The organism is Microbacterium jejuense, assembly GCF_019511665.1.
GTDB classification, from domain to species: Bacteria; Actinomycetota; Actinomycetes; order Actinomycetales; family Microbacteriaceae; genus Microbacterium; species Microbacterium jejuense_A.
Genome location: NZ_JAEUAW010000002.1, coordinates 355976 through 368757 on the forward strand (window position 1 = coordinate 355976; position 12782 = coordinate 368757).

Annotated in this window: 11 protein-coding genes; 9 read left to right on the forward strand and 2 right to left on the reverse strand. The window is 72.0% G+C overall.

From position 1 onward, the window contains the following. Positions 1–160 precede the first annotated feature (160 nt). From JNB62_RS03595 to JNB62_RS03605, 3 genes are all read left to right on the forward strand, one after another. Positions 161–2809: an ExeM/NucH family extracellular endonuclease gene (locus JNB62_RS03595; protein ID WP_220299493.1), complete on the forward strand. Its 2649-nt coding sequence runs from the start codon at positions 161–163 to the stop codon at positions 2807–2809. 149 nt (positions 2810–2958) lie between these two features. Next, positions 2959–3267 (forward strand): hypothetical protein, encoded by a 309-nt coding sequence (locus JNB62_RS03600; protein ID WP_220299494.1) that lies wholly within the window; start codon positions 2959–2961, stop codon positions 3265–3267. Beyond that, entirely contained in the window at positions 3264–4874 is a 1611-nt protein-coding gene (locus JNB62_RS03605; RefSeq protein WP_220299495.1) for a hypothetical protein, read from the forward strand. The genes JNB62_RS03600 and JNB62_RS03605 overlap by 4 nt, the downstream gene beginning before the upstream one ends. A gap of 1 nt (position 4875) precedes the next feature. Here the strand turns inward: JNB62_RS03605 and JNB62_RS03610 are convergent, their stop codons facing one another. Continuing rightward, positions 4876–5265: a phage holin family protein gene (locus tag JNB62_RS03610; protein ID WP_220299496.1), complete on the reverse strand. Its 390-nt coding sequence runs from the start codon at positions 5263–5265 to the stop codon at positions 4876–4878. A 159-nt stretch (positions 5266–5424) separates the two neighbouring features. On the opposite strand from JNB62_RS03610, the gene JNB62_RS03615 reads away from it, so the two are divergent. The 4 genes from JNB62_RS03615 (at position 5425) to JNB62_RS03630 (ending at position 10185) form a co-directional block, all read left to right on the forward strand. Next, a complete protein-coding gene (locus tag JNB62_RS03615) occupies positions 5425–6537 on the forward strand; it encodes a histidinol-phosphate transaminase (protein WP_220299497.1) in 1113 nt (370 codons plus the stop codon). Positions 6538–6565: 28 nt separating this feature from the next. Continuing rightward, positions 6566–7723, forward strand: coding sequence for a thiamine pyrophosphate-dependent dehydrogenase E1 component subunit alpha (locus JNB62_RS03620; RefSeq protein ID WP_220299556.1), 1158 nt, complete (start codon positions 6566–6568; stop codon positions 7721–7723). Beyond that, positions 7720–8703: an alpha-ketoacid dehydrogenase subunit beta gene (locus JNB62_RS03625; RefSeq protein WP_220299498.1), complete on the forward strand. Its 984-nt coding sequence runs from the start codon at positions 7720–7722 to the stop codon at positions 8701–8703. Before JNB62_RS03620 ends, JNB62_RS03625 begins: the two co-directional genes overlap by 4 nt. A gap of 114 nt (positions 8704–8817) precedes the next feature. Continuing rightward, positions 8818–10185, forward strand: a complete 1368-nt coding sequence (locus JNB62_RS03630; protein WP_220299499.1) for a dihydrolipoamide acetyltransferase family protein — start codon at positions 8818–8820, stop codon at positions 10183–10185. Between the two features lie 6 nt (positions 10186–10191). Here JNB62_RS03630 and JNB62_RS03635 read toward each other — a convergent pair whose 3' ends face one another. Continuing rightward, on the reverse strand, positions 10192–10836 hold the full coding sequence (locus tag JNB62_RS03635; RefSeq protein ID WP_220299500.1) for a hypothetical protein: 645 nt from the start codon (positions 10834–10836) through the stop codon (positions 10192–10194). A gap of 79 nt (positions 10837–10915) precedes the next feature. Here JNB62_RS03635 and JNB62_RS03640 point away from each other — a divergent pair, with 79 nt between their 5' ends. After that, on the forward strand, positions 10916–11920 hold the full coding sequence (locus tag JNB62_RS03640; protein WP_220299501.1) for a metal ABC transporter substrate-binding protein: 1005 nt from the start codon (positions 10916–10918) through the stop codon (positions 11918–11920). Further along, positions 11917–12753: a metal ABC transporter ATP-binding protein gene (locus JNB62_RS03645; protein ID WP_220299502.1), complete on the forward strand. Its 837-nt coding sequence runs from the start codon at positions 11917–11919 to the stop codon at positions 12751–12753. The genes JNB62_RS03640 and JNB62_RS03645 overlap by 4 nt, the downstream gene beginning before the upstream one ends. The last annotated feature ends 29 nt before the right edge of the window (positions 12754–12782 follow it).

Genomic DNA, 12782 nt, shown 5'->3' on the forward strand with positions numbered 1-12782 from the left:
TCCATTCTGGACCGAGACGACACCGAACGTTAAGGGTTCGTGTCCCCAGGGTCTTCCGGTGAGGGATGCCGCGGCTCTAGCTTGTGACGAACGGGTGGCGACAGACCGCCCGTGTTCTCATGTGCGGCGCACCCGCCGCCTTCCGTCCCGTGGAGGTCCTGTGTCCCATCCGCCCCGCAGACTCGTCGCCGCACTCGCGGCGCTCACCCTCGGCGCCGCCGGCGCCGTGGCCGCCGTCGCACCCGCGTCGGCGGCATCCGGAGATCTGCTCATCAGCGAGTACATCGAGGGATCGTCCAACAACAAGGCGATCGAGATCTACAACTCGTCGGGGGTCGCCGTCGACCTCGCAGCCGACGGCTACAAGCTGCTCCAGTACTTCAACGGCGGCACGACCGCCGCCGCGCCGGTGAACCTCACCGGCACCGTGCCCGCGGGCGGCGTGTTCGTCTTCGCCCACGCGCTGGCGTCGCAGGCCATCCTCGATCACGCGAACCAGACCGCGAACGTCGGCCTGTTCAACGGCGACGACGCCGTCGCCCTCGTCAAGGGCACCACCGCCGTCGACGTCTTCGGCCAGATCGGCGTCGACCCCGGCACCGAGTGGGGCACCGGCCTCACCTCGACGGCCGACAACACGCTGCGTCGCGCCGCCTCCGTGACGGTGGGCGATCCGGACGGCTCGAACGCGTTCGACCCGTCGGTCGAGTGGGTCGGCTTCGCGACCGACACCTTCGACGGACTGGGCGTGCCCGGCATCGGCGCGAACCCCGGCGGTGGCCCCGGCCCCGGCGGCAGCGCGGACTGCACCGCGGCCCCCGTCACGATCGGGTCGGTGCAGGGCTCGGGCGCGGCCTCACCCGTCGCGGGGCAGAACGTGCTGGTCAAGGGCACGGTCGTCGGAGACTTCCAGACCGGCGGCTTCGACGGCTACTACGTGCAGGACGCCGGAGACGGCGATGCGGCGACCTCCGACGGCGTCTTCGTCTACGCCCCCGCGGGCGCAGCCGTCGCGACCGGCGACGTCGTGAGCGTGTTCGGCGGGGTCAAGGAGCAGTTCGGCCTCACCGAGATCGTCGCCGCCGACGTCGAGGTCTGCGCGACCGGCCAGGCGCTGCCGGCCCCGACGGCCCTGACGCTGCCGGCATCCACCGCTCAGCGCGAAGCGCTCGAGGGCATGTACGTGACGCTCCCGCAGCAGCTGGCGATCGGCGAGACCTTCGAGTTCGGCCGGTTCGGCACGATCACCCTCACGAACGGGCGCCTGGACACGCCCACCGCGGTCGTCGAGCCCGGCGCCGAGGCGAACGCGCTGGCCGCGGCGAACCTCGACAACAGCATCACGCTCGACGACGGTCGCGGCACGCAGAACCCCGACCCGGCGATCCACCCGGACGGCCAGGTGTTCACGCTCGAGCACTCGTTCCGCAGCGGCGACCTCGTGCAGAACGCCACGGGCGTGCTCGACTACCGCTTCGACGTGTGGGGCGTGCAGCCCACCGAGGGCGCCGACTTCACCGTCGGCAACCCGCGCCCCGGCGTGCCGGAGGTCGGCGGTGACCTGAAGATCTCGAGCTTCAACGTGCTGAACTACTTCACCTCGCTCGACCCGACGCCGACGAACTCGAACGACGACGACTACTTCCGCGGTGCCGACACGGCCGAGGAGTTCCAGCGTCAGCAGGCGAAGATCGTCTCGGCGCTCGCGGCGATCGACGCCGACGTGTTCGGCCTGCTCGAGATCGAGAACAACGGCACGGCGGTGCAGGCCCTCGCCGACACGCTGAACGCGCAGGTCGGGGCGGGGACGTACGTCCCGGTCACGACGGGCGTGATCGGCGGCGACGCGATCACGACGGCGCTGCTGTACAAGCCGTCCGCCGTCACCCCGGTGGGCGACTTCCAGCTCATGACGAGCGCCGTCGACCCGGCCTGGCTCGACAACCGCAACCGTCCGGGTCTCACCCAGCGGTTCGCGTCGACCGAGACCGGCGAGGAGTTCGTGGTGTCGGTGAACCACCTGAAGTCGAAGGGCTCGGCGTGCACCGAGAGCCCCGACCTCGGCGACGGCCAGGGCAACTGCAGCGCGACGCGCACCGCGGCCGCGACGGCCCTCTCGACGTGGCTGAACGAGACCGTGGCGCCCGACGGGCGCGCCATCGTGATCGGCGACCTCAACTCGTACGACCACGAGGACTCGATCGACGCGTTCGTGAACGGCGGCTTCACCGACCTCGAGAAGCAGTTCGGCGGCGAGCACGCGTACTCGTACGTGTTCGACGGTCAGTCGGGCTACCTCGACTACGCCCTGGCCCAGTCGGCGCTCGCCGCCGACGTGACGGGTGCGGCGGCGTGGCACATCAACGCCGACGAGCCGAGCCTCATCGACTACGACATGTCGTTCAAGCTCCCGGCGCAGGACGCGCTCTACGCGCCCGACCCGTACCGCTCGAGCGACCACGACCCGGTGATCGTGGGCCTGAAGCTCACCCCGCCGGACGTCACGCCGCCGACCATCGAGGTGACGGCCGACCAGTCCGTCATCATGCCGCCGAACAAGAAGGCCGCCACGGTGAACTTCTCGGTGGATGCCGCTGACGAGAGCGCGGGTGACGTCCAGGTCGCGCTCACCGACGTCGAGGTGACCGGCGGCGGCTCGTGGACGCAGACCGGCGACCGGTCGGTCGAGGTCACGGCCGTCAACGGCGCCGTCTACCGCTTCACGTGGACGGCGACGGACGCGGCGGGCAACACCGCGACCGACACCGTCACGGTCGTGGTCGGCAAGAAGGGCCAGAAGGCCGTGTGATCCGCGGCCGGGCTCGTTCCCGGCCGCGACGGAGGCGTCGCACCCCTGCGGGGTGCGGCGCCTCCTCCACATCTCCCGCCGGCGCACGTTCGTCCCCAGATCGCCGCAGTCGCGGGCCGCCGCCGACGGGCGCGGGCCACGATGAACCCGTGACCCCGTACGCGGCCGGCGACCCGGCATCCCATCAGCTGGCCATCGTGACGCGCGAGCTCTCGCGGCTCGTGGAACGACTCGAGGATGCCGCCGCCCTCGCCCGCCGCCTGTCGGGCGAGACCGCGTGGCAGGCGAAGGCGGCGACGGCGTTCCACGAGCGGGCCGACATATGGGCGGCGGCCGTCGCGACGCTGCCGGGACTCGCCGAGTCGGCGTGCCAGGCCGCCGCACACGCCCGCGACCGCGCGGCGTTCCTCGAGTCGGCGCGCGCGGTGTCGCTGCAGATCGCCGGGAGCCGCCCGTGACGGCGCGGGGCGCCGACGAGCCGGAGGCGCCGCCCGATGCTCCGACGCCGATGGCTGAGGGGTGGCACGATCCCGCGACGGCCTGGCGCGACCCGCTGAGTGCGTGGCAGGGCGACGGCACGGCGACGCGGGCGCCGGACCCCGAGGGTGTCGTCGCCCTGGTCAGCGACACCTGGCCGCGGGCGGATGCCGGGCTGCAGATCACCGGCGGCGGCGCGGTCGCTGTCGACACCGACACGCTGCGGACGACCGCGACCGCGTTCACGACGGCCGCGAGCGAACTCGAGGCGATCGGGCTCCGACTGGGGTCGGTGCAGAACATGCTGCTGGGCACCTGGGGCGACGCCGACGAGGTCGTGGCGGCGGCATCCGTCCTCGGCACCCGCCTGCACGAGACGGGCGCCGAGGCCGTGGGGATCGCCGCGGCGCTGCGCGAGGCCGCAGCGGTGTACGAGGTCGTCGAGATCGACATCGCGCTGCGAGCGGCCGCGCTGGCCGGCGACGCCGACGCCTCCGCGCGGCTCGAGGCCCGGCGGGCGGACGTCCTCTCGCGCTACCCGGAGGCGGGCGAGCGCGCGGCGCTCGCCGCGTTCGAGCGCAGCGTCATGTGGCCCGGCGAGCTCGTGCGCCAGGGCACGCAGTGGGGTGTCGGCGTCGGCGACACCTTCAGTGAACCGGGAGCGGTGTGGGGCGGGCTCGCCGTCGGGCTGGGCACCATCGGCGGTGCGGCGCTGGTCGGCATCGGCGGGACCGGGCTCGTGCGCAGGGATGCGCGGCTGACGGGCGCGGCGGGGCCGGTCGTCGTGACGGCGGTGACGCCCGAGGGACCGCCGGGCGTGCGGGCGGGCGTCGCGCCCGGTGCGGCCGCGACCGGCGGCGTCGGCCAGGCCGCGCCCACGTCGTGGCGACCGCCCGCGGCCGTCGCGCCGCAGAGCCTCGCGGCGGCGGCATCCCGCATCCCCGGCGACGGCGCCGCGCGCGTGCGCGTCGAGAAGTACACGATGCCCGACGGCTCGAAGCAGTTCGCGCTCTACATCGCGGGGATGCAGTCCGCCGACGTGGCGTGCGGCGACGACCCGTGGGACAACGAGTCGAACCTGCAGCTGTACTCCGGGCGGATGTCGGACTCGTACGCCGCGACGCAGGCCGCGCTCACCGCCGCGGGGGCCGAGGCGGGCGACGCGGTGCACGTCGTGGCGTTCTCGCAGGGCGGCATGATCGGCGCGCACCTGGCCGTCGAGGGCGGGTACGACGTCCAGACGCTGGTGTCGCTGGGGTCGCCCGTCGAAGCCGACGTGGGGGCGGGCACCCTGAGCGTCGCCATCCGCCACACCGACGACCCCGTCGCCGGGCTGGCCGGCGGCGGCGCGCTGGGCGGCGTGGGCGCGCCCGGCAGCTTCGTGGCCGAGCGCGTGTACGACCCCGCCACCGCCCTGGAGGACGCCGCTCTCCCCGCGCACCGGCTGACCGCCTACGCCGAGACCGCCGCGATCGTCGATGCGTCCGGCGACCCGCGGGTCGCGGACGTGCACGCCGTGTTCGAGGGTCTCGCGCAGGCCGAGGCCGTCGAGGTCAGCGAGTACGCCGCCGTCCGCGGCGACCGCTGAGTCAGTCCTTCTTGGGGCGCAGGAAGATGCCGAAGATCCAGTTGATGAGCGAGATGATGATCGCCGCCACGACGCCCCACCAGAAGTCCTCGACGCGCAGGCCCCAGTTCCACCAGTGCGTGAGCCACGCCGTCAGCCACAGCAGGAACGCGTTGATGAGGAGCCCGATGAGGCCCAGCGTCAGGATGTACAGCGGGAACGCGAGCACCTTGATGACGGTGCCGATGATCGTGTTCACGATCGCGAAGATGGCGGCGACGATGAGGAGCGTCAGCACCAGCTGGAGCGTGTCGCCCGGCGGGAACGGCACGACGGTGACCTGGAGCGCCGGGATCAGGGTGACCACCCAGATCGCGAACGCATTGACGACGACGCGGATGAGGAAGCCCATAGTCCGGCCAGTCTTCCACGCCGGAGCAGCCGGGGCGAGGGGTTCCCGGCGACGCGTGTCGGCGCGTCTCGGCGCCTCGCGCGGAGCGATGCGGCTCTCAGGCGCGCGGGGTGCGGCATCCCTCTCCTCCGCCGTGCCGCCGGTTCGTAGACTGGGCCGGTGACCGACGCGCCTGAGTTCCCCGTCCGCGTGCGCCCCGAGGTCGCCGCGCTTCCCCCGTACAAGCAGGGCAAGCAGGCCGGCGCCGAGGCGTTCAAGCTCTCCAGCAACGAGAACCCCTTCGATCCGCTGCCCGGGGTGCTCGGGCGCGTGCAGGCCGCGACCGCGCTGAACCGCTACCCCGACGCGACGGCCGCACGCCTGCGCGAGCGGCTCGGCGAACGCTACGGCGTCGGGGCCGACGGCGTGCACATCGGCGCGGGGAGCGTGTCGATCCTCGCGCAGCTGGTGCAGGCGACCGCCGGACCGGGCGACGAGGTCATGTACGCCTGGCGCTCGTTCGAGGCGTACCCGTGGCTGGCCGTCGTCGCCGGTGCAACCGCCGTGCAGGTACCGCTCGCCGCGGGCGCGCGGCACGACCTCGACGCGATGGCCGCCGCCGTCACCGACCGCACGCGGGCGATCATCGTGTGCAGCCCCAACAACCCGACGGGCCCGATCGTCACGCAGGCCGAGTTCGACGACTTCATCGCGAAGGTGCCGTCCGACATCCTGGTGATCCTCGATGAGGCGTACGCGGAGTTCGTCACCGACCCCGACGCCGTGCACGGCGAGGCGGTGCTGGCGAGCGGTGCGCACCCCAACGTCGTCGTGCTGCGCACCTTCTCGAAGGCGTACGGCCTGGCGGGCCTACGCGTCGGATACGCCGTCGGCCACCCCCGCATCCTCGACGCGGCGCGCAGCACCGCGATCCCGCTGTCGGTGACCGCGTTCGGCGAAGAGGCGGCCCTGGCGAGCCTGGAGGTCGAGGACGAGCTGCTCGAGCGGGTCGGCGTCATCGCGGAACGCCGCGATCGCCTGGCGGCGGCGCTGCGCGCGGCCGGCTGGGCCGTCCCGGACGCGCAGGGCAACTTCGTGTGGCTGCCCGCCGGCGACGAGACGCTCGCCATCGCGGGGGCGTTCGAAGAGGCAGGGCTGATCGTCCGGCCGTTCGCCGGTGACGGTATCCGCATCTCGGTCGGCGAAGAAGAGTCTGTCGATAAGGTCCTACGGATCGCGGAATCCGTTGTGAAGGACCTCCCAGAAGGCCACGCGGGACGCGGGCTAGCGTAGAACGGTGACCCCGCCTGAAGACTCGGTGCTGACCGACGCCACGGCAACGGACGCCGGTACGTCGGCCACCGACACCACCACCGTCCGCTTCCTCGATGCGGACGGGACGTTCGCGCCCACGCCCGCCGCCGAGCGGTACCGCGAGGCCGTCGACGGTCTCAGTGACGCCGACCTCGAGACCTTCTACCGCGACATGGCGGTGATCCGCGCCTTCGACGTGCAGGCCACCAACCTCCAGCGGCAGGGGCAACTCGCCCTGTGGCCGCCGAGCTACGGCCAGGAGGCGGCGCAGGTCGGCTCCGCCCGCGCCGCACGCGCCCAGGACCACCTGTTCCCGTCCTACCGCGAGCACGTCGTGACGAAGATCCGCGGCGTCGACCCGATCGACATCGTCCGGGTCATGCGCGGCCTCTCGCACGGCGGGTGGGATCCGAGCGACCCGAAGAACGGCAACACGCACATCTACACGCTCGTGCTCGGCTCGCAGACGCTGCACGCCACCGGCTTCGGCATGGGGCTCGTCTTCGACGGCCGCTGCGGCACCGGCGACCCCGAGCGCGACGAGGCCGTCATCGTCTACTACGGCGACGGCGCGTCGAGCCAGGGCGACGTCCACGAGGCGATGGTGTTCGCCGCGAGCTACCGCACCCCCGAGGTGTTCTTCCTGCAGAACAACCAGTGGGCGATCTCGGTGCCGGTGGCCACGCAGTCGCGGTCGCCGCTGTACAGGCGCGGGGAGGGCTACGGCATGCCGAGCATCCGCATCGACGGCAACGACGTGCTGGCCAGCTGGGCCGTCACGCGCGCCGCGCTCGACGAGGCGCGCGCCGGCGAGGGTCCGCGTGCCATCGAGGCGATGACCTACCGCCTCGGCGCCCACACCACGAGCGACGACCCCACGAAGTACCGCACGTCCGACGAAGAGGAGTCGTGGCGCCGACGCGACCCGATCGCCCGCATGCAGGCGTTCCTCCGAGGCCGCGGTGCGTCCGACGCGTTCTTCGCGGACGTGGATGCCGAGGCTCAGGCTCTCGCCGACGACGTGCGTGAGCGCACCAATGCACTGGGAGGCCTCGACGCCGACACGATGTTCGCGCACGTCTACTCCGAGGAGCATCCCCTGATCGACCAGCAGCGTCAGTGGCTCGCCGCGTACGAGGCATCCTTCGAGGGAGGCCAGGCGTGACGGGCATCGAGACGCTCCCGCTCAGCCGCGCGATCAACGCCGGCCTGCGCGAGGCGCTCGCCGGCAGCGACCGCGTGCTGCTGATGGGCGAGGACATCGGCAAGCTCGGCGGCGTGTTCCGCGTCACCGAGGGGCTGCAGGCCGAGTTCGGCGAGCAGCGCGTGCTCGACACGCCCCTGGCGGAGTCGGGTCTGGTCGGCACCGCGATCGGCCTCGCGATGGCCGGGTTCCGCCCGGTCGTCGAGATCCAGTTCGACGGCTTCGTGTTCCCGGCCTTCGACCAGATCACGACGCAGCTGGCCAAGCTCACCAACCGGCACGAGGGCGCGCTGCAGATGCCCGTCGTGATCCGCATCCCCTACGGCGGGCACATCGGCGCGGTCGAGCACCACCAGGAGAGCCCCGAGGCGTACTTCACCCACACGCCGGGTCTGCGGGTCGTCAGCCCGTCGACGCCGAACGACGGCTACTGGATGATCCAGGACGCCATCGCGTCGCCCGACCCGGTGATCTTCCTCGAGCCGAAGAGCAAGTACTGGCAGAAGGGCGAGGTCGACACGAACGCCCGCGCGCTGCCGCTGCACGCGTCGCGCGTGGTCCGCCGCGGCACCGACGTCACGCTCGTCGGCCACGGCGCCATGGTGACGACGATGCTGCAGGCCGCTGCGCTGGCAGAGTCCGAGGGCACCAGCATCGAGGTCGTCGACCTGCGCTCGCTGTCGCCGATCGACTACGGCCCCATCCTCGAGTCCGTCCGCCGCACCGGCCGCATGGTCTACGCGCAGGAGGCGCAGGGCTTCACGTCGCTCGGCTCCGAGGTCGCGGCGACCGTCATGGAGCAGGCGTTCTACGCGCTGGAGGCCCCGGTGCTGCGCGTGTCGGGCTTCGACGTGCCCTTCCCCCCGGCCAAGCTCGAAGGCGTCTACCTGCCGGACGCCGACCGCATCCTCGAGGCCGTCGACCGGTCCCTCGCCTACTGACCCCCGTCCTCCCTCTCGCCCTCCGATGTTGACTTGGCGTATATGTACGACACGCCGGGCGTGTCGCGTACATTCAAGGCAAGTCACGGAGCGCGCAGGGCGAAAGGAACTCGCATGAGCACCCAGACATTCGTCCTCCCCGACGTCGGTGAAGGACTCACCGAGGCCGAGATCGTGCAGTGGCGCGTCGCACCCGGCGACAGCGTCGCCGTCAACGACGTGCTGGTCGAGATCGAGACCGCGAAGTCGCTCGTCGAGCTGCCGTCGCCGTTCTCGGGCACCGTGGGCGAACTGCTCGCGGCCGAGGGCGACACCGTCGACGTGGGCGCCCCGATCATCACGATCGCCTCCGGCGCGGGAGTGGATGCCTCGTCCCCGGCGACCGTCGGACAGTCCGAGCACGGCGAGCCCGCCGACGCGGACGGCGACAAGGGCGAGGGCGCGGTGCTGGTCGGGTACGGGACCGGCGGGCACGTGCAGTCGCGTCGCCGCAAGCCGGCAGCGCCGGCCGAGGAGCGGGTGGCGGCATCCGTCGGCGTCGTCGCCAAGCCGCCGATCCGCAAGCTCGCGCGGGACCTGGGGGTCGACCTCGCCGCCGTCACGCCCAGCGGCCCCGCCGGCGAGGTGACCCGCGACGACGTCGTCAAGCACGCGTCGCAGGCGAGCGTGTTCCGCAACATCGAGACGCCCGAGTGGGGCGACGTGCGCGAGGAGACGATCCCCGCGCCGGCGCGCACGGCGCCCGTCGTGGCGCCCGCCACTCCCGCGCCGGACGCCGCGGGCCGCGAGGAGACCATCGCCGTCAAGGGCGTGCGCAAGGCCACCTCGTCGGCCATGGTGCAGTCGGCCTACTCGGCGCCGCACGTGTCGGTGTGGACCGACGTCGACGCCACGCGCACGATGGAGCTCGTCAAGCGGCTGAAGGCTTCGCCGGACTTCGCCGACATCCGCGTCTCGCCGCTGCTCATCATGGCGCGCGCCGTGATCTGGGCGACGCGCCGCACGCCGATGGTGAACGCCGCATGGGTCGATGCCGAGGGCGGTGCCGAGATCCGCGTGCGCCGCTACGTCAACCTCGGCATCGCGGCCGCCACCCCGCGCGGCCTCCTGGTGCCCAACATCAAGGACGCGCAGGACCTGTCGATGCGTGAGCTCGCCAAGGCGCTCGAGAAGCTCACCCTGACGGCGCGCGAGGGCAGGACGACCCCCGCCGATCAGCAGGGCGGCACCATCACGATCACGAACATCGGCGTGTTCGGGATGGATGCCGGCACGCCGATCATCAATCCCGGCGAGTCCGGCATCGTCGCCCTCGGCACGATCCGGCAGAAGCCGTGGGTCGTCGACGGCGAGGTGCGTCCCCGCTTCGTGACGACGGTCGCGGGCTCGTTCGACCACCGTGTGATCGACGGCGACGGGATGTCGCGCTTCATCGCCGACGTGGCGTCGATCCTCGAAGAGCCCGCCCTGCTGTTGGACTGACGCGGGTCAGCGCACGGTCGGTGCGTCGTCCGTGTCGGCCGTGCGGTGGGCGTCGCGAAGAAGGGATGCCGGGGCCACCGACCGCGGCCGGCCGAGCGTCAGCAGCAGGGCGATGGCGCACAGGCCCCCGAGCGTGCCCGCAATCAGGTCTCCCATGGTGTCGACGAGACTGTCGAGCTGCGCGAACGTGCCGAGGATGTGGTCGCTCGCGAACTCGCAGATCTCCCACGCTGCGGCGAAGGCCATCGCCGTGAGCTGGATGACGAGAATTCCGAACCACGTCGGCAGCGAGACCTCGGTCCGCTCCTCGACGCGCCGCAGCCACAGCATGCCGATCCATGCGACCAGGACGCCCGAGTCGAAGTGGATGAGCGTGTCCCACTCGTCGATCACCCAGTACACGTGCAGCGCGCTGCCCATGAACGGCCCGGCGACGATGAAGATCAGAAAGTGCAGCTGCAGCGCGCGCGGCAGCGTCGTGCGGAACAGCAGCTCGGCCGCCGCGGGCGCCCACATCGACAGTGCGAGCAGCACGGTGAGCAGCACCTCGACGTCGAGGCCTGCTGCCGCGAGCACGAGCGCCACCACGATCACGGCCACCTGGAACGGCAGCGCCAGAAGCAGGGATCGGCGGATCGCCTTGAGACGCACGGCCCGACCCTAGCAGGCAGCGGCGATCGGCCGGCCGCGGCGATTTGAGAACGATTCTCATTAGCGTTAGGGTCGAAGCATGACCCCGACTCGACGTTCGATCACCCTGCTCGGCCTGGCCGCGGCATCCACCCTCGTCCTGGCCGGGTGCGCGAGCACCGCTCCGGCAGCAGGAGGCGACGGGCGCATCCAGATCGTCGCGTCGACGAACGTCTACGGTCAGATCGCCGAGGAGGTCGGCGGCGACCTCGTCGACGTCACCTCGATCGTGACCAACGCGTCGCAGGATCCTCACTCGTTCGAGCCGAGCGCGCGCGACCAGCTGGCTGTCTCGAAGGCCGACCTGCTGATCGAGAACGGGGGCGGCTACGACTCGTTCCTCGACGCCCTGATCGAGTCGAGCGGCACCGAGGCCCCCGTCGTCACGGCCGTCGAGCATTCGCATGCGTGGGAGGACGCCACCGGAGAGGCGCACGACGAGAGCGATGCGGAGGGCGGCGCGACCGAAGCCGCCCACGACGACGAGCACGAGCATGACCACGACCACGATCACATCGAGGGCTTCAACGAGCACGTCTGGTACGACCCGCACACCGTCGCGCACGTCGCCGAGGCGATCGCCGAAGAGCTCGGCGAGCTGAGCCCCGACGACGCCGCCACCTTCACCGCCAACGCCGAGGCGTTCGCCGGCGAGATCGACGGTCTGGAGGCCTCGCTCGACGAGATCGCGGCGGCGCACGAGGGCGAGCAGGTGTTCGTCACCGAGCCGGTGCCGGTCTACCTGATCGAGGCGGCGGGCCTCGTCAACGCGACGCCCGAGGCCTTCAGCGAGGCGGTCGAAGAGGGGCAGGACGTGCCGCCGGCGACCCTGCTCGAGTCGCAGCAGCTCATCCGCGGCGGCGACGTGCGGCTCGTGATCACCAACGCGCAGACCGGCGGGGCCGAGACGCAGGCGGTGGTCGACGAGGCCGACGGGCTCGGCATCCCGGTGATCGCGTTTTCTGAAACGCTGCCCGAGGGGGAGACTTACATCTCGTGGATGCAGGCGAACATCGAGGCGATCAGCACGGCGCTGCAGGCGTGACGCCGGACGCACGCACCTCGGAGCGCCCGGTCGTCCTGAGCATCCGGGATGCCGCACTGCAGCGGGGTCCGCGCGAGCTGTGGTCGGGGCTCGACCTCGACGTCCACGCCGGTGAGCTCGTGGCCGTCCTCGGCCCGAGCGGATCGGGCAAGACCACGCTGCTGCGCGCCATCCTCGGCCTGGAGCCCCTGTCGCGCGGCAGCATCGAGGTCGAAGGCGCGGCCGTGGCGCACCGGGGCAGCCGCCGCATCGGCTACATCCCGCAGGCCCGGCCGCTGCCCCGCGACACGTCGCTGCGGGGACGCGACCTCGTGACGCTCGGCGTCGACGGCCACCGCTTCGGCCTGCCGCTTCCGCGTCGAGGCGACCGCGCACGCGTCGACGCCCTCATCGACGCGGTCGGCGCACGAGGCTTCGCCGACCGCCCGGTCGGCGAGCTGTCTGGCGGTGAGCAGCAGCGGCTGCGCGCCGGGCAGGCCCTCGCCGACGATCCGCCGCTGCTGCTGTGCGACGAGCCGCTCACGAGCCTCGATCTCGCCAACCAGCAGGCCGTCATCGGCCTCATCGACCGTCATCGCCGCGAGCGCGGTGCGGCCGTGCTCCTCGTCACCCACGACATCAACCCGCTCCTCGGCAAGGTCGACCGCATCCTGTACATCGCCAACGGGCGCTTCACCCTCGGCACGCCCCAGGAGGTGCTGCGCTCGGACGTGCTCACGGCGCTGTACGGCGCGCACGTGTTCGTGCTGCGCGCGGGCGACCGGCTCGTCGTGGTCGGAGCGCCCGACGCCGAGGCATCCCATCACCACCACGAAGGCCCGGTGCACGAATGAGCGAGGTGCACGAATGAGCGAGGTGCACG